Source organism: Chelativorans alearensis (assembly GCF_010993735.1).
GTDB classification, from domain to species: Bacteria; Pseudomonadota; Alphaproteobacteria; order Rhizobiales; family Rhizobiaceae; genus Chelativorans; species Chelativorans alearense.
Window position 1 is genome coordinate 129,708 of sequence record NZ_WQNI01000007.1, and the last position, 22,764, is coordinate 152,471.

Here is a 22,764-nt window from a genome sequence, read left to right on the forward strand (position 1 = left end):
CTTACCGTCGTTCAGTGTGCGACCGCGATCCCAAGATGGCGATCGAGCATTGCCCTGTTTGCTTTGAGTTCCCCCGCACTTGCCTCCAGAACGATTGCGCCCTGCTCGACAACCAGGATGCGATCCGCAAATTCGAGTGCAAGAGCCGTATGCTGCTCCACCAGAATGATCGTGTGACCTCTCCTTGAGAGTTCGTGAAACACCTCGACGAGCATCTCGCAGATCACTGGCGCCAGACCTTCCAGCGGCTCGTCAAGCAAGACGATATCCGGCTTTCCCATAAGCGTCCGCGCGATGGCGAGCATCTGTTGCTCTCCACCCGAAAGCTGTCGCCCACCGTTTCGCCTGCGTTCCTTCAACCGTGGGAAAAGGTCATAGGCTTCGTCGATGCTTGAGCCATTGCGTACGCCGGCGACCAGGTTCTCTTCGACAGATAGCGACGGAAAGATGTCGCGCGTCTGCGGTACGAGGCCGATACCAAGGCGCGATCGTTTATAAGGAGGGAGACGGTCGATTAACTCGCCCTTCAACCGAATGGCGCCCGAATGCTGCCGTGTTAGCCCCATCACGGTCGCCAGCGTTGTGGTCTTGCCGACGCCGTTGCGTCCTACGATCGCGACGCGTTCACCTTTGCCAATCTTCAGCGACAGGTGGTGCAAAATATGCGTGTCGCCGTAGCCGGCAACAACGCTGTCCATCTCCAGCATTGTTTCAGGCATGTCCGGCTCCGAGATACAGTTCGCGGACGCTGGGATCGCTGCTGATCTCATTAGGAGCTCCCTCGACCAGTATTCCACCATTGACGAGTACGATGATCCTGCTGGCCACCTCGAACACAAGCTTCATGTCGTGCTCGATAACCAGTACCGTCAGATCGGCGGGCAGCCGCTTGATCGCGTCGATGACCAGATGACTGTCGGATGACGGCACGCCTGCCGCGGGTTCGTCGAGAATCAGGATTCTTGGCTTGAGCGCCAGCGACAGCGCGAGTTCCACGAGCCTTTGTTGCCCATAGGCAAGGCTGCGGACTTCCTGGTCCGCGAGTTCAATGAGCCGGAAGTCCGACAGCAGTCGTTCAATCTCGTCCTCGATGGCCTCGTCGTCATCATACCGTCCGAACAGTCTCGACGTTCTTCGCTCTCTCTCCAGAACGGGCAGGCGAAGGTTGTCCCGAACCGTGAGGTGCCGGAACAGGTTGGTGATCTGGAATGTCTTGGCGATGCCAGCGCGTACGCGTGCGGCCTCCGATAGAGAACTGATATCTTTTCCATCCAGATGAATGCTGCCTGCGCTTGGCTGAAGTGCCCCGATGACAAGGTTCGCGAAGGTCGTTTTTCCGGCTCCGTTCGGGCCGATGAGGGCCGCCCGTGCGCCGGTTGGGAGGTCGACCGAGATGTCACGCGCGACCTGCAGTCCGCCGAAATTCTTCGATAGGTTCTTGATCTGGAGGCCTGCAGTCATCTTACGGCTCCGATCATGCGTCTGATGCGTTTAGGCAGCGAGATCAGACCGTCGGGCAGGAAAAAGACAATGCCAAGAACCATGAAGCCGATAGCAAATAACCAGTTGAAAGGGTCGATGCTTGCAGCAACATGATGAACTGTCATGAACACCAGCGTGCCGATCAGGGCTCCGTAGAGACGCCCGCTGCCTCCCAGGACAAGCATGACCATGACTTCTGCCGACAGGGCAAAGTTGAACACCTCTACACTGACGAGGCTGGTGATCTGCGCGGACAGCGCGCCGGCGATACCTGCGATCGCTCCGGCGATCACATAGGCAGTAACCTTCCGCCAATAGACCGGCGTGCCGATTGCACGCATGCGGCTTGAACTGTCCTTTATGCCTCGCAGAGCGAGCCCGAACGGCGACGCGACCAATATCCGCAGGAGCGCCAGTATTACGAACAATGCGCAGAACGCGTACCAATATGCCGTTTTGCCGATGAAATCGAATTCGAAGACGCCGAGAATGGGACCCATCGATATCCCTGTCAGCCCATCGGCACCACCTGTCACATCGCGTGCTTTTGAAGCGATCTCCTGCAGCACCATCGTCACCGCGATCGACAACATCAGGAGGGATAATCCGTGAGCACGCATCAGGAGAAGGCCTGAAACGAAGGCGATCAAGGCGCCCATGGCGGCACCGGAAGCAAGTCCCAAGAGAGGATCGGGCGAGATATGAACTGCAAAGAGGCCAGCTGCATAGGCACCGCACCCGTACATCGCCGCATGGCCCAGAGTGGCGATACCCGCATATCCGAGGATCAGGTCGAAAGAGATCACGAACACCATCATAATCAATATTCGGGTCATGAACCCAAGATCGTAGGGAAACAGCAAGAATGCGGCACAAGCGCCGAGGGTCAGGAACACAAGCGGCCAGTGCGTCTTCGCGATTGGCAGCGATGTGCGCACGTTATCGATGGTAGATTCCCTGCTCACGACGGCTTTACCAGCAATCCGTTGGGCCGTACTGCTAGGAGCGCCGTGATCGCGAGAAAGAAGAAGATCGTACCCATATCAGGGAGCAGGTACCGACCGGCCGTGTCTAGGATGCCGAGGCTCAGCGCTGCCAGGAAGGATCCTACTATGCTTCCCAGACCGCCGACAGCAACGACGATCAGAAAGAGAACCATGTAGCGAAGCGGGTAGTAGGCCTCGATCGGTAGCAGTTCCGCGCCAAGAATCCCACCAATCGCCGCCAAAGCGGCTCCCAGCGCGAATGCCGCCAAATATACCTTTGAGGTATTAATGCCGAGAGACGCAGCAGTGTCCTGATTGTCGACGGCAGCGCGCAGGTAGATCCCGAACCGCGTTTGCTCCACGAGTAGATAAAGAGCCGCCACGACCGCCAGCCCAGCAAGAATGACGATAATCCTGTGGAGGGGCAGCACCTTAAATCCGATATCCACCGGGCTGCTGACTTCCGGCGGCATTCGGATCGGCAGAAGCGTGGAGCCGAGGAAAAGATTGACGCCAGCTATCACGACAAAGACGATTCCGATCGTTGCAAGGACCTGTTCCAATTCGCCGAAACGATAGATTCGACGGTAGACAAGCCGCTCGAGGGGTATCGCCAGAAAGGTTACCGCCGTTACGGATATCGCAAGCGCCGCGATGAACGGCACCGAATACCAGACCGTCAAAACGTGGGCGAAGGCGCCGCCAAGCAGTGCGAAGCCGCCATGCGCCAGGTTGACGATCCGCATCAAACCCATCGTTACCGACAAACCGACAGAGATCATGAAAAGGATCATGCCGTAGGCGACCCCGTCGACAAGAATACTGAGCGCAATCGTCATGCGATTTCTACCGTCCAGAGAACAAGTTAGAACCCCGCACCCCGGCGGACAGTTGGTGCGCGCCGGGGGGGTGGGGCAGTGCTCTACCGACTGAACCCGAGGTCGGGGACGTTTTCGACTGTGTCGAACTCACGGTTCACCAGGGAACCGTTCTCCGCACGTTCAACCCGTCGGATGTAAACGTTCTGGATGACGTGCCGCGAGTCTGGATCAATGCTGATCAGGCCACGGGGACTTTCCCAGGAAAGTCCTTTTGATGACTCAATCGCCTTCTCGCCGTCTGTTCCTGCAGCCTCGATCATCTTGTAGATGAGGTGCACACCATCATAAGCGCCAACCGAAGCAAGGTTCGCCCTGGATTGCGGAAACATTTCTTCAAGTTTGGCCGTGAACGACCGGTTAAGGTCGGAGTCATGTACGCCCGAGTAGTGATAGGCCGTCGTCAGCCCGATCGCTTGATCACCAAGAGCGTCGATCGTCGTCTCGTCAGTCTCTCCGGTTCCATAGAAAGTTATTCCGGCTTCTTTCAAGCCGTTCTCATTATATGCTTTTGTGAACGCGAAGGTGGCTGGTCCGGCTGGTAGAAATGCAAACACCGCATCAGCACCCGAATTCTTGATCCGCTGCATGAAGGGTGCGAAATCCGTTGTCTGAAGCGGCATTCGAATCTTGTCGACAATCGTGCCACCTTTCTCCTCAAAGGCGCTGACGAAGGCGCTCTCGGCGTCAACACCCGGATTGTAATCAGTGACCGCCGTGATCACCTTCTTCGCGCCGTTGTCCGCGGCCCACTGGGCAATCGGCACCGTTACCTGCCAAAGAGTAAAGCTGGTCCGCAGGAAGTATTCCGACTGCTCGTTGATCGCAGATGTGGCGGCGTTGAATATGACCGCCGGCACCTTCGCCTGATTGATAAGCGGGGCGACCGCCATTGCGTTGGGTGTGAAGTCGAAGCCGGCTAGGTACTTTACGCCTTCCCGGATGAGCAACTCCTGTGCAGCCGCCTTGCTGGCATCGGGGTTCGGACCACCAACATCTTTGTAGATGAACTCTACCGTGTTGCCGTTCACCTCGGTGCCGTGCTCGGCCGCATAGACTTGTATCGCCTCCCGGAACTGCTTTCCCCAGATGGCATTCGGACCGGAGAACGTGGCAATCACGCCAACCTTGATCGTTTCCGCTGACGCCGCTCCCGCAAAGGCAAGCACAGCGAACGAAGACGCAAATAGCCCCCAACGCAATTGTCTCATTTGAGCTCCTCCCTAGAGCGATGGACACTGACAAGTCTGCATCGGTGTTGCCGAACACTTGTCAACTGTTCCTCCAACAATATTGGTAAGGAAACACGACTAATATGTCAAGCTGAGTGGCGGCAGGTTTCGGGGTGCGCTCATGTACACGAAGGAATACGAGTTGCGTAAAAAATTGCATAATAGTGAAGTGGACGTTGCTCTTCCTCCGGTTCAGAGGCGGTGCCTCTCTTACGGAATAAGTCGAAAGATAGTCAGGCTATAGAACTAAATATAGATTTGTGTGGGACATTTCCCCTGAGAGACGGAGTCGCTACGCCGAGGTTGGAATCTCAACAGCGAGGAAGCCGGCATACGCCCTGATCGTGTTGACCATCAGCACCAAGCGTTTTGCCGGTCGAATGAGAAAAATATCGTTACACAAACCGCGCGCGGTATTTGTCTAACCACTCGGCGGTTTTCGCAATGCCGCCGAATGGATAGAAATGTATATAGGTTTCTCCGTGCACGGCTCGATCTATAAGTTGCGAGTAGTCGTCGATTAACTTGTCGGGCCCTGCACTGGAAAGCAACTGCCTGAGAGAAAGCCCATACTTCATCAGCACCGAAGTCGAGGCGCCGACGCCGCACACTGCCGCGAAACGCACAAGTGTACTTACATTCGCCGGACCGGGAACGCCGATGCGAATGGGAGCCTCTATGCCATTCCGTCTCACGGCCTCTATCCAGCTCAGGACGGGCTCCGCGCCAAACGCGAATTGCGTGATGATCGAGCAGTCGATGCCGCTATCCGCCAAAACGGCCTGTTTCTCACGAAGTGCGGCAGCAAGGTTTACCTTTTCGAGCCTCGGATGACCCTCGGGATGGCCCGCAATGGCGATATGCCGGACGCCGTACTTCTCCATCAGGCCGCTTCGAAGCAATGTTGACGTGTCTGGAAACGGGCCGAGTGGTCGCTCAATATCTCCTGCAAGAACGAGCAAACTCTCCACCTGCGCTTGCTCTGCCAGCTCTGCAAGGAAACTCTCCAGTTCCATGGCCGATTCGAAGCGACGCGCTGCAACATGCGGTACCGGCTCGTAACCCATATTCCGGATCATACGTGCTGCTCCAACTCTCGCATCACTCTCTTGAGAAGGCAGATGAGGGATCGACATGATGGCGCGTTCTGAAACGATGCCTTTGAGAAGGTGAAGCCGATGGGCATCACGCGCGGTTAGCTCCAGCGAAAATCCGTCAAGGACGCGTCGTTGTGCATCTTGATGATCACCAAGTATGGAAGCTGTTGTCATAACACCGATCCTGATCTTGATCCGTGCGGCCTTGCTGCGTCGGTTCAGCTAAACACCACGGTCTTTCGGCCGTTGAGGAATATGCGGCGCTCTGCTGCCGCACGAACCGCTCGGGCAAGTACGAGCGCTTCCGTATCGCGCCCAATCCTGATGAGATCCTTCGCCGTGGCGCGAACCGACTGCAACGCGATCTTTGGCGCGGAAGGTCAAACAGGTAATTGGGTCGAGATACCACGCGGAGCCCCTACTGCAGAGTGTTCAGGTAGCCGTATCCTCCCTTGTTGGGGAGGATGCGCGGCGCTTGGAGGGGAGGCGGCAGCTAGCTGATAGCCGCGCGTTTCAGCTTCTGCACCGACTGAGCGTAGGGAACCGGTGCCACCGTTGCGCGAACCTGCAACTGCTCGTGACGTTCGACATTCGGCTTGCGGGAGCCGCCTGCAGGCTCACCCCAGATTAGCAGGACCTGGGTGCCCAGTTCGGCGCTTGATGTTTCAAGCATCGCGAGTGACAGCATTTCGCCTTCGTTCGCGCTGTATCCGCAGTGACAGGAGTGCCCTATCAGGCGGCCATCGGCAGTTCTGACCTCGTCGAACTGCGGCCATCCGTAATATGCGACCGGAAAGTCTAGGGCCTTGTATCTTGGCCCATCACCAAGCTGCGAGGCGAATATCTTCGCGACATCTTCTCTGTTCCAGACAAGGGTAACCTTCTTGCGCCGCTTCTCCAGGGGCAACGCCTCCAGCGCGTTGCGACCGATGAAGTCATGATCCAATTTTAGGATGTGCCCGTACCCGAGATCCCAGGGCGTCACATAGTAGTCTTCGATGTTGTCGACCAGGAAGCTGCCCGCGAGCTGCGCGTTGGCCTCCCACCCATTGCCGGAAAGCCATTCGCGGTAATCGCGAAGTTCCTCGCCCGTATAGATTCCCGGGAGAGGATACGGCATCCAGCCGAACTCGAAAATCGTACTGAAATAGGTCTTGGTGCCTCCCTGCTTCAGGCCATACTTCTTCCCTGCGGTGAGCAGGGTGGATCGCACCGTGTCCATCTCGTCGTAAGGGCCGGAAAGCTCTGCTCCGAGATGGCCGGCCATGCCATGGCGCAACACAAGAACTTCGCAGCCCCCGATCTTGACCTTCGCAGTCCGAAAGAACGGGATCTCAGGCGCGCCGCCCTCTACGGCATCGTGGAAGATCTTCCCGGCGTGGGGACCTTCGAGCTGGAACCGATAGAACCACCGCCTTCCAGCAGGATTGTAGGGGGTCGGATCGTCGCGCTCGATTGTGACGTCGTAGCCGTCCCGCTCGGCATTGTACTGAACCCAGTTGAGCACCGGCATCCCGCTGATGAGCTCGAAAGTCTGATCCTCCAATCGATAAATCACGCAATCGCCGATAACGTGTCCGCGTGGCGTGCAGGCGACGAACTGCTTGGCGCGATCCGTCGTAAAGTTCGACAGGCTATTGATGCCCAAACGCTCAAGGAGGCGAAATGCATCGGGACCCTTGAGCAGCATCTCCGGCATATGGTGCGACTGGTCGAACAGGATCGCGGACTCTCGCCATGCTCTCTGCTCATCACGCCAGTTCGTGAACTCGGGAGGGATATATGCCGCCGTCAGGCTCGTCCTAGCCCGGTAGTGAGGAGCCAGCGTGTCGTTGTAAAAGAACTCGACGAGGTTCGGTTTTTCGTCGATCAGATTCTGCAGCGACTTCCCGCCGTTTGCCTTTACCATGATGATCGATCCCGCTCGATGTGACTAGTGCCTTGCCAAGGCCCATCAGGACAAGAGATCCTGACGGGATGATTTGACGCCATGGTCCACGGATCGGGAGGCTGTCGAAGCCGAAAGGCTGAGACGCTTTTGCGTCCAGCGGACCAGACGAAATCAGATGAGCGCACGCGTCTGAATGAACGCACCTGTTCGGCGCGGGATCTATGGCGATGCATCTCTCCTCCCGTAAGCAACAGTTAGGTTGCATATCCGATTTCGTTCGGATACCTGACTATATCGTTGTCGGAATCGACGTGTCAATCCTTTCGCCGCCGGAGTGGAAAAATCCGCACGATCGGCCTATCGGTAAAGTCGGAGCGATCGAATTCGGCGAAACCTGATTCAAGAAGAGCAGCGATGAAACTTAGGAATTCCTGGCGTCGTAACAATATCGGGCGTCGAATGAATGAAGCCGTTCGGATATTTGAAGCGCGTATTGTGGAAAACCTGCGCGCAAATGGGCATGACGAACTTACGGTTGCGCATATCAACCTGACACGAAACCTCGACGAGGAGGGCACGCGTCTTACGGAGTTGGCACGACGTGCATCGATGACGAAGCAATCCATGAGCGAACTCGTCGATCAGGTCGAACGAACCGGCCTCATCGAGAAGAGACCAGATCCCACGGATGGCCGCGCAAAACTCGTTTGCTTCACCGATAAAGGATTTGCATGGCTGGAGGTGTTCCATCGCAGCCTTGAGGTTGCCGAAAGTGAAATGCGCGCTGAACTTGGCTCCGCGATGGTCGATGTGATGGTGGAAGTGCTTGCCAAGTATGTCGAGTCTCGTGAGAGCCAACCAGAGGAGGGGATCGAGCCCTGACAAATAATCCGGTACCCTTACCAACTCCGCGGAGCTTGGGGGGAAGTGTTGTTGACGGTGACCATGTTCGATCTCGCTGTTTCGGGAGGCGAGCGTTTGGTCTCACGATGGGTTCCACGATGCCCAACAACAGCACAAAGCCAGCGCAATTGATGAGGGCATCAATCCCGAGTGTCTGAAACGCTTCGATTGATAATGTAGTTTAGATTCAATAGTTTCGTGACCTTTCGGACACTTCGTCCTTGAAGATTTTATTGCTGCTCAACGCGGCGCGATGGCCGCCGTGGTTGGCTTCATGAACAGGACCGGATTTGCGGGCTGTTCCTTGCCCGTCTCGTCGGTGTGCGCCTTATAGTTATACGCCACCCTGAAAATTCGTGGACGTTCGACCGGGCAAAGAACCTTTACGGAACTTGCCTCGTCTAGCTCACCTGTTCGGCTTATCTTGTCGAAGGGTGACCCTTCGAGCCGTTCAAGGGTTCCGTCATTTCCCACAACGCCATAAGAGACACGCCCCGCGACCTATATCTGACAATCTTCACTTTTCGCTCAAGGAGCGGGATCACCCAGGACCGCCGATCGCGGAGCGCGATCACTCCCACGACCGCGCCGGAAGGATCATGGAGCGGCCTACATCAGCAGTTGCGGCACGATCAGAACGATCTGCGGGACGAATGTCAAAAGGAACAGGATACCGAGCAGAGTGAGGAGGAAGGGCCAAGCCTCTCTGACATAGTCCTCCAGCTTCACATTGGCGATGGACGTGGTGATGAACATCATCGTTCCGAAGGGCGGCGTGAAGCCGGCGATCGTCAGGTTTATGGACATGACGATGCCGAAATGCACCGGGTCTATGCCCGCCGCCTTTATGACGGGAACGAAGATCGGCGCCAGCAGGATCATCGCCGCGCCGCCCTCGAAGAAGCAACCCACGACCAGAAGGATGAGGTTGATGACGAGAAGAAGCATCCATGGATTTTCGATATTCTCCACCAGAGCGGCGGAGATTGCGTTTGGGATCCCCTCCCAGGTCAGATAGCTGCCGAAGGCGGCAGCCGCGCCAATGATGAACATGACGCCGGCCGTCGCCACCACCGATTCCAGCAGGATGGCCGGGATGTGTTCCCATTTCAGCTTGCGGTAGACGACGATGCCGACGATGACGGCGTAGAGCACCGATACGGCACCAGCCTCCGTCGGCGTGAAAGCGCCGAAGCGCAGCCCCATGAGAATGCCGAAGGGCAGGAACAGCGCCCAGATCGAATCGAGCGCCTGGCGGCCTATCTGGGCAAGGCTGGTCCTCTTGTCGCGCGTGGCCGCATAGTTGCGCCGCCGTGCGACGATAGACACGGTGATCATCAGGCCGGCGCACAGGATCAGGCCGGGCAGGTAGCCGGCGAAGAACATGCGGGCGATGGAAACGTCCGACACGAGCGCGTAGAGAATGAGAATGATGCCGGGCGGAATGATCGGCGTGATGCAGGACGACGCTGCGGTGACGACCGTGGAGAAGCCCCTGGAATAGCCCAGCTTGGTCATTTCCGGCACGACGACCTTGGTCTGCATGGCAGCGTCGGCATTGGCCGAACCCGACAGGCCGCCCATCAGCGCGCTCAACAGTACGTTCACCTGTCCCATGCCGCCGCGCATGTGGCCGACCAGCATTTCCGCCAGTTTCATCAGCTTCTCGGTGATGCCGGCATAGTTGAACACCACGCCGGCGCAGGCGAAAAAGGGAATGGCCAGATAGGGAAAGGACTCCGTCGACGCCACCAGCCTCTGGATGACCAGTTCCACCGGGAAGGTCGTGTTGATGAGCGCAAAATAGAGGGCCGTCGAAATCACCATCGCGAAGGCGACCGGGATGCGCATGAAGAACAGGACGAACAGGACGATTGCCGGGATATAGGGGGTCATGGCCTTGCCGGATGCGTGTGGAATTTCGACGGTGTACACCGGTTGAATGGGACGGACCTAAACATTCAGACGGCTCTCGGTTTCATCCGGTTCGGCCAGCGCCAAATCCATTTCTGCGCCGCCGCTAATTGCCTGAACAAGGAATACGGCGCTGTAGACGGTCATGAGGCCGAAGGCGGTGGTCGGCGCGATGTTCACGTAGAAATAGGGGTACTCGAGAAAGGCCGAGCGGCGCACCCAACTGCCCTGTGAAAGGTACCAGCCCAGATAGCAGAAATAAGCATTTGCGGCAGTCAGCAGGGCGAAATTGAACACCATTACGGCATGGCGAATGCCTTGCGGCAGACGGTCGACAAGCACGGTCACCGAGATCAGCCCGTGGCGGCGGTAGAGCCAACTGGCGCCAAAAAACACGGAGTACGCGAAACCCAGATAGGCGATCTCCTCGGCGAAGGGCAGGGAGATCAGGAGGAAATAGCGCAGAAGCACGTTGACGATGATGATGCCGAGCATCAGCACAAAAGCGATTTCGCTGATCATCAGATCAAAGTTGCGCAACATCCACTTCATCGTTCGCCCAATCCTCGTCATAACCGTTCTGCCTGCGCGCGAACGAACCACCCACAAGCCATCTCCCGCCGCCGCGACGGGCGGCGGGAGAGTGCATTGTCAGTTTGATTTGATTGCTTCAAGCATCTGGTCGTACAGGCCGGGCGTCCACTCGGGGAAAGCCTCGCTGACATTGGCGGCCGCTTCGATGAAGCCGGACTTGTCCACATCATCGTGGAAGGTGACGCCTTCGGCTTCGAGCTTCTCGCGGTATTCTTTTTCGATACCCCGGATTTGCTCCGCGCGCACGGCCGGGTAGGAGCGACCCACCGTGTCGAGCGCTTCCTGCGCCTTGGGCGGGAGCGAGTCGTAGAGCTGCTGCGACATGATGATGGAGGTGCTGGCCACCAGATGCTCCGTCATGTTGATGTGCTTGCGAAGCTCGTGGAACTTGGTGGAATAGAGCACGTTAAGGGGAGATTCTGCGCAGTCGGCCACGCCTTGCGACAGAGCGGTATAGACCTCGGTCCAGGCCGTGTTGACGGTGATGCCGCCAAGCACCTTGCCGACCTCGTTCCACATCTTGGTGGGCGCATTGCGCACTTTCAGATCGGCCGCCTCCTCGCGCTTCAACACCGGCTGGTCGCACATCAGGTTGCGCGTGCCGAAATAGACGAGTGTGAGGATGCGCAGGCCCTTCTCGTTCAGCTCCTTTTCCATGCGCTGGCCGATTTCCGACTTCCATGCCTTCTCGATGTCGCGGGGTTCCTTGAACAGATACGGATTCATAAAGACCGCGTAGTCCGCCACATAGTTGGACAGGTGGCTCGGGTCGGAATCCTGCAGGACCGGCGCGCCGCGCGAGATCGCCTCGATCATGTCGGTGGTCTTGCCGAGCGTTTCAGTCGGGTAGACCTCAACCTTGAGTGTGCCTTCGGAGGCTTTCTCGATGTCCTTGGCGAAGTCCTGCCAGTAGGCAAAGACCGGGTCCTGATTGGAGATCACCAGGTTCATCTTGAGCGTGGTGGGCTCCTGTGCCTGGGCGGCAAAGCCGCCGAAGGCGACGGCCAGGCAAAGGCCGGCTGCGGTGGCCATGCGGCCGAACATACGTCGGGTATATTGCATTCTTCTCCTCCACAAATGTCACGCAGCTCACGATTGGAACGGCGCTGTTCCGGTTCATTCCGTCAACTTGGAAAGACATGTCGGGCCATAGGCCTGCGAATGTACAATTCCTCCCATCCGGCGCCAGAAAGACTGTTGGCCTTCTTGCGTCTCGGTGCCCGTTCATACGCAAAGCAAGACAGGGCGATCCAGCGACGATGCGGGTCTTATTGAATCCTTTTCACCGTTCGCCTTGTGATGACGCCGATGCGCTCCCACCCGACATCAATGCATCATGGAGGATATATGATGCATGATATTCCCTTGAGTCAAGGAATAATGCGCACCCTTATGGGCAAGTTGCGATGCGGCTTGCGGAGTGATGGTGGCCCGTACCGCGCCTGCGCGGAAAGCCGTCAGGCAGGGAAGCGCGTATTTTCCATGGAAGGGCGCGCGGCGAAAGCGCTGTTCCATGCAGCCAGTCTGGGTCGCGTCGCCGACCAGTCGTCGCCGGGATGGCGAAACGCGACATAGTGGAGCGCGCAGGAAATCGCGATGGTTCCCAGATCGACGCCGGCAAGCCGGTCCGTCGACGCTTCGAGATGGTCGAGTATCTGCGTCATCGAGCGGATATAAAGCGCCAGCCTTTCCGGCGATTGCTGTTCAGCCGGCCGCATTTGCTCGCCGCGGCGCGGCACGGCGGCATCCATCAGACCATCGCCCAAGGCTTGCAGTGTCAGAACTTCCCAGCGTTCCTCGCCGGAGGCGGGCAGCAGGCGCGGGCCATAGGTTACGTCGAGATATTCGCAGATGACCGGGCTGTCGAAGAGCACGCGTCCCGTATCGAGCTGGAGCGCGGGAACGCGATGCACCGGATTGATTGCGCCGTAATTACTCTCCGGCGCGGCCGCGTTGGTTTCCACCAATTCCAGATCGACGCCCAACTCGGCGGCGGCAACGCGCACCTTGCGCACATAGGGCGATGTCTTTGCATAAAAAAGCTTCATGAAGTCTCCTGCGGGTTGATCGGCAGGCCTCAGACGGCCGTTGTGCCTTCAACCTCGAGTTCGGCTTCGAGCGCGCGGACGAGTTCCTCGCCCCATTTGATGTCTTCCTGCATGGCGTGCCGGCTATCCTCCGGATTGCGGGCCTCCAGCGCGGCCAGAAGGTCGAAATGCTTGTGATTTTCGCTGGAAAGCTGCCTGACGGGCGTGCGGTCGTGGAACATGCGCAGGAACGGCCCCATGAGCACCCACATGTTCTCGCAGATTCCCTCCAGAATCGGCATGTCAGCAACTTTGAGGACGGCGAAATGGAAATCGCGGTTGAGAATGCTGGCCTGGGCCGGGTCCTTGGCCGCGGCCTTGATGAACTTGGCATTGATCGCTTTGAGGTCGGCCAACTGCCGCTCGGTGATGACCTCGGCGGCGCGATAGGCGGCAAGGCCTTCGAGCTCGATACGGATCTTTTGAACCTCGCGCAGCCTCTTGGGGTCCATGCTGGGCACTTGGACGGAGGTCGCGGCGCGCATGTCGAGCGCTCGCTCGCTGACCAGACGAAAGATGGCTTCGCGCACCGGCGTGATGCTGGTGCCGTATTCCTCGGCGATACCGGAGATCGTCAGCCTCTGACCCGCTGCATATTGCCCGTCCATCAATGACGTGCGCAGATTGTCGTAAAGCTGCGTCGACAGGCTGGCTCTGGAAATTGGCTTGGCCACCATGTGTATGTCTCCCGAACCGTTCACCCCTTGCTGAGACCAGCCATATGTCAGTTACCGCGGTAGTTCCACTAATTCGATCATGATTCCATGCGGATCGCGCATGTATAGGCCGCGCAGTCCCTTGGCCACGCCTTCCGTGATTGCCACGAGTTCTCCCTGCAAGCCGCCTCCGCCCGCCAGCATTCGCGCGCGCCAGTCTTCCACGTCGGGCACGCGCAAGCAGATATGCGCCACGCTCGGCTGGTTGGCGGCCGGATTGACCGGCTCGCCGACGGGGCACTTGAATTCGATGAATTCGATATGGGTGCCCAGGCCGAACAGGTGGACGAGCTCCACGTCGGCACCGGGCACGCCCATGAATGTCGAAACCCATTCCTGCCGGCGTGTACCCACCGGCTGCGCCTCGAAACCCATCACCTTGGTCCAGAATTCGACCGAGCGCTCGATCGACGGCGTGATGAAGCCCACGTGATCGAAACGCGCCTCCGCCCGTGATTTGCTCATCGCATCAGCCTCTCATGTCGTGTCTTGAATTTCGCCAGGTCCTCCCAGTTCACCGCGAGGCCCGCGCCCGGCGTTTCGTCGGCGCGCATCATGCCGTTCTCGATGGCGGGGCGGTGGAGGAAGAAATCGTCGATGGGGTCGGCGCCGACCTCCGGCATGATCATCTCGATGGCCTGCACATGCGGATGGGCGAGGGCGAAATGCAGGTGCAGGAACGGGAAGACGTGCGGAATGACGCTTCTGCCATGCGCCCTTGCGAGCGCCAGGGCCTCCAGCGTTCCGCCTATCCCGCCGCTCACCGACGCATCGACGCGCAAGATGCTCGCCGCCTCCGTCAGGTCGCGGAAACCGTTGATGTCGGTCACGTCCTCGCCCATGGCGAGCGGCGTGTCGAGACGCGCGGCGAGGCCTTTTGCCACGCGCCATTCGCTCGGCGCGAACGGGTCCTCTATGAAGACCGCACCGAGCCTTTCCGCCAGCCGGCAATGGGGTAGAGCCCCGGCCTCGGTCGTCCACGACCAGTGCGCGTCGATGCCGAAGCGGCAGCTTTCCGGCAGGGCACCGGCGAGCGCTTCCATCACCTTTTCGTCAGTCGCGTAGTCTCGCCCGTCGATCATCAACTTGATAGTCTTGAAACCTTGCGCGGAAAGTTCCGCCGCTTCCGACGCGGCCTTGTCCGGCGTCATGCCGTAGCCGATGACGGGCATTACCGGTACCGCCTCGCGCGCTCCGCCGAGCATGGCCCAGAGCGGCAGTCCGAGCGATTGGCACCAGGCGTCCCACAGCGCGACGTCGAACAGGCTGACGCCACGGGTCATCGCCGCGCGCGGGGCCGGCGTCGATCCCATGGCGATCCGGCGGGTCTCGTTGCGCAGCGCCGGGGTCGTGCCGAGATAGTGCCGGCCAGCGACGAGGGCCAGGTCGAAGAGCGGCAGGCCCCGGTCATAACCAATGGCGTAGCCTTGCGCGCCGCTCTCGAGATCCAGCCGCACGACGACATAGTCGCGCCGTTCGATGGTTTGCGCGCCGAGTTGCACGGGCTCGCGCAGCGGCACACATGCCTGCATGACTTCGATTTCGGTGACGCTATAGGGTGTCGTCATCTAGCTCGCCAATCCCAGGTCTGCGGTCGGCACTAGGAGGGCGTTCGACGTCATGCCGCCGTCCACCATCAGCACGTGACCGGTGACAAAGCTCGCCGCGTCCGAAGCGAGGAAGATCGCCGCTCCCTGCAACTCGTGGGGATCGGCCCAGCGCGCCAGCGGCGTGCGGTCGATCACCTGCTGCTCAAAATCGCTGCCCAGCACGTGCTTGTTCATGTCGGTCAGGATATAGCCCGGCCCGATGGCGTTGACGGTGATGCCGTCCGGCCCCAGTTCCGCCGCAAGGCCGCGTGTCAGGCCGACCACGCCGTGCTTGGCCGCCACGTAGGAGATCACGCCAGGCCGCGAACTGACGCTCATCACAGAGCCGGTGTTGATGATGCGACCATATTTCTGCTTGCGCATGTGGCGGGCACACTCGCGCGCCACGCCGTAAAGCGAGGACAGGTTGATGTCGATCACGCGCTGCCAGTCATCCATGTCATGGGTCTCGACGGGCTTGCGGATCAGGATGCCAGCGTTGTTCATCAGGATGTCGAGACGGCCATGCCGCTCGACGAGCGTGTCAACGGCCTTCGCGGCAGTTGCATTGTCCGTAACGTCGAAGGCGAGTGCATCGGACTTGCCGCCGGCTGCCGCAATGGCACTGCTGGCCTCTTCGGCGGCTTCCGCTCGGATATCGTTGACGACCACCGTCGCGCCGGCTTCAGCCAGCCCCTTGGCAAAGGAAAAGCCGATGCCGCGCCCCGCGCCGGTGACCAGCGCCACGCGCCCTTCAAGCGAGAATCTATCCAAGTTCATCTCCTCCCGCGGCAGCCGTCAGGCCTGCTCGATTTCGATAATGGCGCGGACGATGTCGTCCTTGCCGACAGGCTTGTCGAACTTCACCATATGCGGAGCCGCGGCGGAAAGCTCGGCGATCGTCTCGATGTCCGAATTGCTCTGGCCCTTGCGGCCGAGATCGACGAGCTTGAGCGGTAATTTCGCATCGCGGTAGAACTGGCGCATGTCATCCATGAACGCTTCGTCGCGCCCCTCCAGCACCAGTTGGACCAGCAGCCCGTAAGCGACCTGATGCCCGTGCAGAGCGCTGGCCACGCCGTCGATCGCCGAGAGCCCGCGGGTCATGCCGTGCGAAACCGAAAGGCCGCCGCTCTCGAAGGCAAGGCCGCTCATGAGGATGCAGGCCTCCACCAGCTTTTCGAGATGGTCGTCGGGCTCACCCTTCTCAAGCGCCTTGTAGGCGTCCACGGTGTGGGCGCGGACCGTGTCGTAGCATGTATTGGCGAGCGCCAGTGCGGACAGCGGGGAGGTCGCGCCGAAAACGTTCTTGCCCTTTGCATTGATGCACTGCTCGACCTCGAACCGCTTGACCAGCGCGTCGCCTACGCCCGCTGAAAGCAACTCGAGCGGCGCCTTGGCGATAATTGCGGTATCGACGAGGACAAGCTCGGGATTGGCCTTGTTCTGCTCCACGCCGACCAGCTTGTGGTTCTCGTCGTAGACTACGGCAATGTGGCTGGTGGGCGAATCGTTGGAAGCCACGGTCGGCACCGAGACGAAGCCGGCGCCGATCTTGCGGCTCAGGAGCTTGCCCGTGTCGATGGTCTTTCCACCACCAGCCGCCACGACGATGTCCACCGGCTTGCCATCGAGTAGATTGTACAGCCGGTCGACCTCGGCATAGGTGATCTCGCCGCCGAACGTCATGGGCATCAGCTTCAGTCCTGCCTCCGCACAGCTCTTGCTGACAGAGGGCTCGACAATCCGCATGACGTGGTCGTCGGCGATGAGGACGATGTTGCTGCCGAGCCCGGAAAGCTCCTTGCCGATGGTCTCGATGAGGTTGGGCCCTTGGATGTAGCGGCGGGGCGCTCCGAATACGATCATTGGTAACTGGTCTCTCGTGGTTATCGACCCGCAGGCGGGCCCGTTGTTCCTCAGGCGGCTGCAACCGCCTGTTCGGGAAGCAGGAAATCGATGAATGCGTCGATCTGGCCGGTGAGCATATGCCGCCCGGCATGAGGTATGGCGCCGCGCCGTGCCGCCTCCTGCAGAAGCCGTGTTTCGGCCGGCTCCATGATCACTTCCGCGACGATGGCTCCGCTGGCAACGGTCTCGATATCGAGCGGAAGGGAATCGGTTTCCTTCATGCCCAGGCTGGTTCCGTTGACGATCAGGTCGCAGCCGGTGGCGTCCGCCGTGCCTGCCGATATGGCGGCTTCGGGATAGATGCGGCGAAGCCGCTCGGCGAGTTTCTCGGCGCGGTCGCGGGTGCGGTTGGCGATTGTCAGGGAGGCGACGCCTTCGGCAAGCAGAGCCTCGGCGATGGCGACGGCCACGCCACCCGCGCCGGCGAGCAGCGCGTTTCTGCCCTTCACCGGCAGGCCCTCCGCTTTCAGCCCGGCGACGAAACCGACGCCATCCAGAGCGCGTCCGTGCCAGAGCCCGCCGTCATCCTTGCGCACCACATTGGCGACGGAAAGCTGTTCGGCGGCGCCGTCGAGACGGTCGCACAAGGCGGCCACGGTTTCCTTGTGGGGAATGGTAACGATGACGCCGGAAACGCTTTCGCTGACGCGCAGGGCCGCCATAACTTTGGCCAGATGATCCGGATGCACCTGCCAGGGCACGAGAACAGCGTTGATGCCGCGCTCGCGGCAGCGCGCGTTGAAAAGCTGCGGTGTTTTCACATGCGCGGAGGGATAGGCCAAATGCACGACCACGCGCGTCAGGCCGTTGATCTCCGTGACGGGGACCTCCACGATGTCCTCCTCCGATTTTCAGCGATACGCTGGGAATTGTTATCGCATATGATGCATGATATTTGATTGTGGTCAAGCGGCTGTGCGTGGCCCGTACCGTGTTCATTTGCCATCGGCTTTCCGGCCCGCCGACAGATTTCAGAGAGGATCGATGAAAGCGTTAGTTCTACTGCAACCGGGAAGGCTCGCCATCGAGGAGCGGGAGGCTCCCGAGCCTGGGCCCGGCGAGGTACAGGTCCGCATCGTCAATGGCGGCATATGCGGTTCGGATATCCACTACTTCCTGCATGGCGGCTTCGGCACGGTGCGTATGAGGAGCCCGATGGTGCTTGGCCATGAGATTGCCGGCATCGTCGAGCGCGTGGGCGCGGGCGTGACGGCGGTCCGCGAGGGCCAGCGCGTGGCCGTCAATCCCAGCCTGCCATGTGGCAAATGCGGATACTGCCGTGCCGGGGCGGAGCGTCAATGTTCCGACATGCGCTTCATGGGCAGCGCCATGCGCGTTCCCCACGTGGATGGCGGCTTCCGTGAGCTGGTGGTCTGCACACAGGCGCAGGCGGTGCCGGTCGGCGACGCGATTTCCTTGGCGGAGGCCGCTGTTTGCGAGCCCTTGTCCGTCTGCCTGCACGCGGTCGACCAGGCTCCGGAATTGTCCGGCAAACGCGTGCTCGTAAGCGGTTTCGGCCCCATCGGTGCGTTGACGCTGCTTGCCGCGCGTCAGGCGGGTGCGGAGGAGATCGCCGTCGCCGACATCGCGGCGGGGCCGCTTGCGCTTGCCGAAACGCTGGGCGCGTCAGCGGTCCATGACGTTTCAGATCCTGCCGCGCTGGATGCCAAGAAGGCCGATCGCGGCGCTTTCGACGTGGTGTTCGAATGCGCCGGCCATCCCTCGTCCGTGCAGCAGGCGATCGAGGTGACGAAGCCCGGCGGGACGATCGTCCAGGTTGGCATGCTGCCCGACATGGTGCAACTGGCGCTGAACCCGCTCGTCACCAAGGAGATCGCCTACAAAGGCACGTTCCGCTTCGATCGGGAGTTCAACCGCGCGGCGGAGTTGATCGGCGGCCGCACGATCGATGTCAGGCCCATCATTTCCGACACGTTCTCCTACCGGGAGGCGGCGGCGGCTTTTGCCAGCGCCCAGGACAGGCGGAAATCCATCAAGGTGATGCTCGATTTCGCCTGATCAAATCGTCAAGAAAAAAGGACTTTCAACGTGGGCAACCAATTGCTTGTGCGGTTGATCAATTCCGCGCTTCTGACGTCCAAGGCCTATGTCGCCGGAGAGTGGGTGGAGGCCGATAGCGGCAAGACCCTGCCGGTGATCAATCCGTCGACCGGAGAGGAAATCGCCACGGTCCCGGACATGGGTCGCGCCGAGGCCGCGCGCGCCATCGATGCCGCATATGCGGCGCAGAAGTGTTGGGCCGGGAAAACCGCCGGCGAGCGTGCCCGGCTGCTGCGCCGCTGGTACGATCTCATCGTCGCCAATCAGGACGATCTCGCGGCGATCCTGACCGCGGAGATGGGCAAGCCGCTGGCCGAGGCGCGGGGCGAGGTGCTTTATGGCGCGTCCTTCATCGAATGGTTCAGCGAGGAGGCGCGCCGCGTCTATGGCGATGTCATTCCCGCGCATGCCGCTGACAAGCGCATCGTCGTCATCAGGCAGCCGGTCGGTGTGGTCGGCGCGATCACGCCATGGAACTTTCCCATCGCCATGATCACGCGCAAGGCGGCGCCGGCATTGGGCGTCGGCTGCGCCTTCGTCTGCAAGCCAGCCAAGCAGACGCCGCTTTCGGCGCTGGCGCTCGCCGTGCTGGCGCAGGAGGCCGGGATTCCGAAGGGTGTCTTCAGTGTCCTCACCTCCGCATCCAGCAGCAAGATCGGCGCCGAGTTCTGCGAGAACCCGAAAATGCGCAAGATCAGCTTCACCGGCTCGACGGAAGTCGGGCGCATCCTGATGCGGCAGTCGGCGGACCAGATTAAGAAGCTGAGCCTCGAGCTCGGCGGCAATGCTCCCTTCATTGTCTTCGAGGACGCCGACATCGATGCAGCAGTGGAGGGGGCCATTCAGTCCAAATTCCGCAATGCCGGGCAGACCTGCGTGTGCACAAACCGAATCTATGTACAGCGAAGCGTGCACGATGCGTTTTGCGAGAAACTGGCCAGCGCGGTCTCCGACCTCAAGGTGGGCGACGGCTTTGTTGACGGAACGGTCATCGGGCCGTTGATCGATGGTTCCGCCATCGGGAAGGTCGAGGAGCATATTGGGGATGCGGTCGGCAATGGCGCGAAGATCGTTGCGGGGGGCCGGCGCCATGAGAGGGGAGGGAATTTCTTTACGCCGACGGTGCTGACCGGTGTTACGCAGGAGATGGCCGTTGCCAAGGAAGAGACCTTCGGGCCGCTCGCGCCGGTCTTTGTTTTCGACGACGAGGCCGATGTGATCGAGAAGGCGAATGACACGATATTCGGCCTTGCCGCCTACTTCTATGCACGGGACATGGCGCTCGTATGGACCGTGGCCGAGGCGCTCGAATATGGCATTGTCGGCGTCAACACCGGGCTCATTTCCACGGAGGTGGCGCCGTTCGGCGGTGTGAAGCAGTCCGGTATCGGCCGCGAAGGCTCGAAATACGGCGCCGATGATTATCTGGAGATGAAGTACATCTGTATGGGGGGCGTCGGCTGACGGAGTTGCGCCTTGCAAGACAAAAAGACGGCGGCATCCGGATGGAGCCGCCGTTTCAGTTTGCGCGGGCCTGAGATGCCCGCGGTGGGAGGAGGTTAAAGCAGGGACGCCGCTACGTCTTCGATGCCCGCGGCATCGAGCTTGTAATGCCTGTAGAGATGGGTCGGCGGGGCGATGAGTGCGTATTCGTCCATGATGCCATGGCGCTTCAGCCGGGCCTTGGCCGGGTTTTCTGCCAGGACCTCGGCAACCGCCGATCCCAAGCCTCCAAGGATGTTGTGCTCTTCGACGGTCAAGATGACCTTCGACGCTTTCGCCGCCTTGAGCACGGCTTCCTCGTCGAGCGGCTTGACGGTGTGCATGTCGATCAGCCCCACCGAATGCCCCTTGGCGTTGAGGGTTTTCATGGCCGCCTTGGCGCCGTGCACGCAGTAGCCGCAGGCGATGATGGTCACGTCTTTTCCGATGGCGTGGGTCTTCGCCTTGCCGATCTTGAAAGGCTCTTGGCTGTCGTAGACGGCGGGATCGTGGCCGCGCCCAATGCGGAAGTAGATCGGCTCTTCGTAAGTGGCCGATTCACGAAGAAGCTGAGCAAACTGCGCGCCATCGGCCGGCGAAATCACTGTCAGGTCGGCGATGGCACGCGTGGTGGAAATGTCCTCGGTTGCGTGATGCGACGTGCCGTAAAAACCGAGCGAGATGCCGGTGTGATGGCCGATCAGGCGCACAGGCTGGGCGCAATAGGCGACATCCATGCGGATCTGCTCACAGGCGAGCAATCCCAGGAAAGAGGCGAAGGTGGCCACATAGGGGATCATGCCCGTGGTGGCGATGCCGGCCGCCGCCGAAACCATGTTCTGCTCGGAAATGCCGAACTGCACGAAACGTTCGGGAAATTTCCGGGCGAAGCCGACAAGGCCATTGGAATGCTGCAGGTCGGCCGTTCCCGCCGCAACCGGATGGCCGGCCTCCGCCAACTCAATCAGAGTGTCGGAAAGCACGGAAAGGGAAGGCGCGCGCGTGTTAAGCTCGCGATACTGCCAGGAATCCTTGCTGTCAGGGGCGTTCATTGACGGGCTCCTTTCGCGGAGAGAATGACTTGACGCGCGCGCTCGGAATCTTCGGGCGAGAGATAACCCAGATGCCATCCGGGCTCGGTCTCCATAAAATCGATGCCCTTGCCCTTCAGTGTCTTCGCGATGACGCAGCAGGGCTTTCCCCGGCCCTTGTCGGCCTTGACCTTACGCAAGAGCTCGGTGAGCGCCACGACGTCGTGCCCGTCGACCACATGCACTTCCCAGCCGAAGCTGCGCCATTTCTCGTCCAGCGGCTCGATGGCGATCACGTCGTCGACCTTGCCGTCGAGCTGATAGCCGTTGCGGTCGACAATGGCGATGAGGTTGGAAAGCTTGTGGCTGGCCGCGTTGAGCGCGGCCTCCCAGACCTGCCCTTCCTGCATCTCGCCGTCGCCGAGCAGGACGAAGGCGTTGAAATCCAGCCCCTGCATGCGCGCACCGTGCATCATGCCGACGCCGTTCGACAGCGCATGGCCGATGGAGCCGGAGCTGAAATCGACGCCAGGCACTTTGCGCATGTCGGGATGGTCGCCGAGAGGGCTGCCGAGGCGGGTGTAGTCGTCGAGCCAGGATTTGTCGAAATAGCCGAGGTCGGCAAGGATCGGAAACAGGCCGACCGCCGCATGGCCCTTGCCCATCAGGAAACGGTCGCGCTCCGGCCATGCCGGATTGTCGCTGATGTTCATCACGTCGTAGTAGAGAGACGCGAATATCTCGGCGCAGGAGAACACTGAGGAATAATGCCCCACCTTGGCGATCTCGATCAGGCGGATTGTCTCCAGGCGCACGAACTGCGCGCGGTCTTCGAGCAGGTCAATCCGCTCCTGTGAAAGTGTCGTGTTCTGCATGTCCTTGGCTCCCAGGCGCGCCGTCTGCTTCTGCT

The 22,764-nt window shown here is 60.1% G+C and carries 23 protein-coding genes; 3 read left to right on the forward strand and 20 right to left on the reverse strand.

What is annotated here, in order from left to right; genetic code table 11:
• Positions 1–11: 11 nt before the first annotated feature.
• The 7 genes from GPJ75_RS12375 to GPJ75_RS12405 all read right to left on the reverse strand — a co-directional run bounded on the left by GPJ75_RS12375 (position 12) and on the right by GPJ75_RS12405 (position 7,584).
• Positions 12–719: an ABC transporter ATP-binding protein gene (locus tag GPJ75_RS12375; RefSeq protein ID WP_163268514.1), complete on the reverse strand. Its 708-nt coding sequence runs from the start codon at positions 717–719 to the stop codon at positions 12–14.
• Positions 712–1,461, reverse strand: a complete 750-nt coding sequence (locus GPJ75_RS12380) for an ABC transporter ATP-binding protein (protein ID WP_163268515.1) — start codon at positions 1,459–1,461, stop codon at positions 712–714. The genes GPJ75_RS12375 and GPJ75_RS12380 overlap by 8 nt, the downstream gene beginning before the upstream one ends.
• Complete coding sequence (locus GPJ75_RS12385) at positions 1,458–2,447, reverse strand: branched-chain amino acid ABC transporter permease (protein ID WP_205602517.1); 990 nt, start codon at positions 2,445–2,447, stop codon at positions 1,458–1,460. Before GPJ75_RS12385 ends, GPJ75_RS12380 begins: the two co-directional genes overlap by 4 nt.
• Positions 2,444–3,307: a branched-chain amino acid ABC transporter permease gene (locus tag GPJ75_RS12390; protein ID WP_163268517.1), complete on the reverse strand. Its 864-nt coding sequence runs from the start codon at positions 3,305–3,307 to the stop codon at positions 2,444–2,446. Before GPJ75_RS12390 ends, GPJ75_RS12385 begins: the two co-directional genes overlap by 4 nt.
• Positions 3,308–3,390: 83 nt before the next feature.
• Positions 3,391–4,557: an ABC transporter substrate-binding protein gene (locus tag GPJ75_RS12395; protein WP_163268519.1), complete on the reverse strand. Its 1,167-nt coding sequence runs from the start codon at positions 4,555–4,557 to the stop codon at positions 3,391–3,393.
• 416 nt (positions 4,558–4,973) lie between these two features.
• Positions 4,974–5,849, reverse strand: a complete 876-nt coding sequence (locus tag GPJ75_RS12400) for a methylenetetrahydrofolate reductase (protein ID WP_163268521.1) — start codon at positions 5,847–5,849, stop codon at positions 4,974–4,976.
• 319 nt (positions 5,850–6,168) lie between these two features.
• A complete protein-coding gene (locus GPJ75_RS12405) occupies positions 6,169–7,584 on the reverse strand; it encodes an aminomethyl transferase family protein (protein ID WP_163268523.1) in 1,416 nt (471 codons plus the stop codon).
• A gap of 441 nt (positions 7,585–8,025) precedes the next feature.
• On the opposite strand from GPJ75_RS12405, the gene GPJ75_RS12410 reads away from it, so the two are divergent.
• Positions 8,026–8,448: a MarR family winged helix-turn-helix transcriptional regulator gene (locus tag GPJ75_RS12410; protein WP_163268720.1), complete on the forward strand. Its 423-nt coding sequence runs from the start codon at positions 8,026–8,028 to the stop codon at positions 8,446–8,448.
• A gap of 261 nt (positions 8,449–8,709) precedes the next feature.
• Here GPJ75_RS12410 and GPJ75_RS12415 read toward each other — a convergent pair whose 3' ends face one another.
• The 11 genes from GPJ75_RS12415 to GPJ75_RS12465 all read right to left on the reverse strand — a co-directional run bounded on the left by GPJ75_RS12415 (position 8,710) and on the right by GPJ75_RS12465 (position 18,113).
• Entirely contained in the window at positions 8,710–8,943 is a 234-nt protein-coding gene (locus tag GPJ75_RS12415; protein WP_246249033.1) for a fumarylacetoacetate hydrolase family protein, read from the reverse strand.
• A gap of 135 nt (positions 8,944–9,078) precedes the next feature.
• Positions 9,079–10,365 carry a TRAP transporter large permease gene (locus GPJ75_RS12420; RefSeq protein WP_163268525.1) on the reverse strand — a complete coding sequence of 429 codons (1,287 nt, stop codon included), beginning with the start codon at positions 10,363–10,365 and terminating at the stop codon, positions 9,079–9,081.
• Positions 10,366–10,422: 57 nt separating this feature from the next.
• On the reverse strand, positions 10,423–10,986 hold the full coding sequence (locus GPJ75_RS12425) for a TRAP transporter small permease (protein ID WP_246249040.1): 564 nt from the start codon (positions 10,984–10,986) through the stop codon (positions 10,423–10,425).
• A gap of 48 nt (positions 10,987–11,034) precedes the next feature.
• Positions 11,035–12,039, reverse strand: coding sequence for a TRAP transporter substrate-binding protein DctP (gene dctP / locus GPJ75_RS12430; protein ID WP_163268530.1), 1,005 nt, complete (start codon positions 12,037–12,039; stop codon positions 11,035–11,037).
• A 395-nt stretch (positions 12,040–12,434) separates the two neighbouring features.
• Positions 12,435–13,025 (reverse strand): glutathione S-transferase N-terminal domain-containing protein, encoded by a 591-nt coding sequence (locus GPJ75_RS12435; RefSeq protein ID WP_163268531.1) that lies wholly within the window; start codon positions 13,023–13,025, stop codon positions 12,435–12,437.
• 29 nt (positions 13,026–13,054) lie between these two features.
• On the reverse strand, positions 13,055–13,741 hold the full coding sequence (locus GPJ75_RS12440) for a GntR family transcriptional regulator (RefSeq protein WP_163268533.1): 687 nt from the start codon (positions 13,739–13,741) through the stop codon (positions 13,055–13,057).
• Between the two features lie 51 nt (positions 13,742–13,792).
• A complete protein-coding gene (locus GPJ75_RS12445; RefSeq protein ID WP_163268535.1) occupies positions 13,793–14,245 on the reverse strand; it encodes a VOC family protein in 453 nt (150 codons plus the stop codon).
• Positions 14,242–15,348, reverse strand: a complete 1,107-nt coding sequence (locus GPJ75_RS12450) for a mandelate racemase/muconate lactonizing enzyme family protein (protein ID WP_163268537.1) — start codon at positions 15,346–15,348, stop codon at positions 14,242–14,244. The genes GPJ75_RS12445 and GPJ75_RS12450 overlap by 4 nt, the downstream gene beginning before the upstream one ends.
• Positions 15,349–16,149, reverse strand: a complete 801-nt coding sequence (locus GPJ75_RS12455) for a glucose 1-dehydrogenase (RefSeq protein WP_163268539.1) — start codon at positions 16,147–16,149, stop codon at positions 15,349–15,351.
• A gap of 18 nt (positions 16,150–16,167) precedes the next feature.
• Positions 16,168–17,238, reverse strand: coding sequence for a glycerol dehydrogenase (locus GPJ75_RS12460; RefSeq protein ID WP_163268541.1), 1,071 nt, complete (start codon positions 17,236–17,238; stop codon positions 16,168–16,170).
• A gap of 50 nt (positions 17,239–17,288) precedes the next feature.
• Positions 17,289–18,113, reverse strand: coding sequence for a shikimate dehydrogenase family protein (locus GPJ75_RS12465; RefSeq protein ID WP_163268543.1), 825 nt, complete (start codon positions 18,111–18,113; stop codon positions 17,289–17,291).
• Positions 18,114–18,264: 151 nt separating this feature from the next.
• Here GPJ75_RS12465 and GPJ75_RS12470 point away from each other — a divergent pair, with 151 nt between their 5' ends.
• Both GPJ75_RS12470 and GPJ75_RS12475 read left to right on the forward strand, forming a co-directional pair.
• Positions 18,265–19,299: an L-idonate 5-dehydrogenase gene (locus tag GPJ75_RS12470; RefSeq protein WP_163268545.1), complete on the forward strand. Its 1,035-nt coding sequence runs from the start codon at positions 18,265–18,267 to the stop codon at positions 19,297–19,299.
• A gap of 30 nt (positions 19,300–19,329) precedes the next feature.
• Positions 19,330–20,805 (forward strand): NAD-dependent succinate-semialdehyde dehydrogenase, encoded by a 1,476-nt coding sequence (locus GPJ75_RS12475; protein WP_425483147.1) that lies wholly within the window; start codon positions 19,330–19,332, stop codon positions 20,803–20,805.
• Between the two features lie 95 nt (positions 20,806–20,900).
• On the opposite strand, the gene GPJ75_RS12480 is transcribed toward GPJ75_RS12475, so the two are convergent.
• Entirely contained in the window at positions 20,901–21,875 is a 975-nt protein-coding gene (locus tag GPJ75_RS12480; protein WP_163268547.1) for a transketolase family protein, read from the reverse strand.
• Complete coding sequence (locus GPJ75_RS12485; protein WP_163268549.1) at positions 21,872–22,729, reverse strand: transketolase; 858 nt, start codon at positions 22,727–22,729, stop codon at positions 21,872–21,874. Before GPJ75_RS12485 ends, GPJ75_RS12480 begins: the two co-directional genes overlap by 4 nt.
• Positions 22,730–22,764: the final 35 nt, after the last annotated feature.